The sequence below is a fragment of the Streptomyces sp. S3(2020) genome (genome assembly GCF_013044505.1).
Taxonomy (GTDB): Bacteria; Actinomycetota; Actinomycetes; order Streptomycetales; family Streptomycetaceae; genus Streptomyces.
Genome location: NZ_JABERD010000510.1, coordinates 1 through 1443, shown reverse-complemented (window position 1 = coordinate 1443; position 1443 = coordinate 1). Strand labels below are relative to the sequence as shown.

The 1443-nt window shown below is 73.9% G+C and carries 2 protein-coding genes; both read left to right on the top strand.

Annotated elements, in window-relative coordinates; genetic code table 11:
• Nucleotides 1-663, top strand: a 663-nt coding sequence (locus HLK59_RS50030; protein WP_171148333.1) for a helix-turn-helix domain-containing protein, incomplete at its 5' end; no start/stop codon positions are given.
• A 55-nt stretch (nucleotides 664-718) separates the two neighbouring features.
• Entirely contained in the window at nucleotides 719-1318 is a 600-nt protein-coding gene (locus HLK59_RS50025) for a carboxypeptidase regulatory-like domain-containing protein (RefSeq protein ID WP_171148332.1), read from the top strand.
• Nucleotides 1319-1443: the final 125 nt, after the last annotated feature.

The window sequence follows — 1443 nt, the reverse complement described above, 5'->3', positions numbered from 1 at the left end:
GTACGACCGCGAAGCCGCCCCGCTCCGGACGCCCCCGCCCTGGTCCTGAGGCTGGAGTTCACGCCCCGGGGCGCCCTCGGCTCCGTGGCGCAGCGGCGTCTGGTGCGCCGCGTGCAGACGGAACTGGACCGGGAGTTCGGGGCGGAGGTGCCGGCGGTGCTCGACGCGCGGGGCGGCTTCGCGGTCGTACCGCACGCGAGGGACGTGTCCGAGGGCCTGCCCGGTGCCCTGCGGGAGGCGGCCGACCCCGGGCTGCGGCTGGCCGTGACGCTCGCCCCGGACCCGGCGGGGGTGCCGCACGCCGCGTACGTCGCCGCCGAGATCGTCCGGGTCGCGCGGGCCTGCGGCCGGCCGCCCGGGGTGCACCGGCTGGACGACGTCCTGCTGGAGTACCACCTCTCCCGCCCCAGCGACGGCAGTGACCGCATCGCCGCGCTCCTCGCCCCGCTGGCCGACCGGCCCGACCTGCTGGACACCCTCCGCACCCACCTCGGACAACGCCAGGACCGCAGAGCCACGGCCCGCCTCCTCGGCCTCCACCCCAACTCGGTGGACAACCGGCTGGCACGCATCACGGAACTGACGGGTCTGGACCTGGGCGCGCCGAGGGACGCGGCGCTGGCACTGGCGGCGCTGTTGCTGACGACAGCGGGCCGGGGCTGACCCGTACGGACGCGCAGCGCAAGCCCTCACCCCGACGCCCCGTCAGAATCGAGAGATGAGCCGGAAGACAGCTGCCCTGGGTATCACCGCACTCACCCTGATCACATCGGCCTGGACGCCCGCCCACGCGCACGACGGCCGTGACCTCTGGGCCACCGTCACCATCGTGCCCGGCCGCGAGGGCATCGTGGAGGCCGCCGGATACACCGGCCCCGCCCTCGGCGCCGGGTCACGGCTGACGTTCACCGCCCCCGAGGGCACCGAGGTCACCGACACCCCCCTCGACGCCCACGGCTACCGCGGCGCGGTCGACACCGACGGCGACAGCGCCACGTACACCTACACGGGTGCCACGGACGACAGTGCCTGGCAGGCGCAGACCTTCCCCTTCGTCATCGCCGTCCCGGCCGACGCGGTGCCCGGCACCCGGCTGACCGGCTGCGCGATGCGGCTCACCGACGCGCACGGCACCCGCAAGGACCACGGCACCTGCGCGGTGACCGTCGGCCTGCCCGAACCGACGCTGACCCGGCCCGAGTCCGGGGTGCCGCTCGACGCGCGGCCGGAGATGGCCGGGACCGCGTATCCGGGGGCGCAGGTGACCGTGCCGGTCGCTTATACACGTCTGACGATGCCGACGCAGAGGATCGTGTAGATCTAGGTGGTCGCAGTATCGTTGAAAAACAAGGGGATGGCAGCACGGAGCAGACGCTCCGCTGCCGACAAACGAGCCACAGACAGCAGGACCGTGGACAGAGGCTCGCCGGCGAGCGACAGACC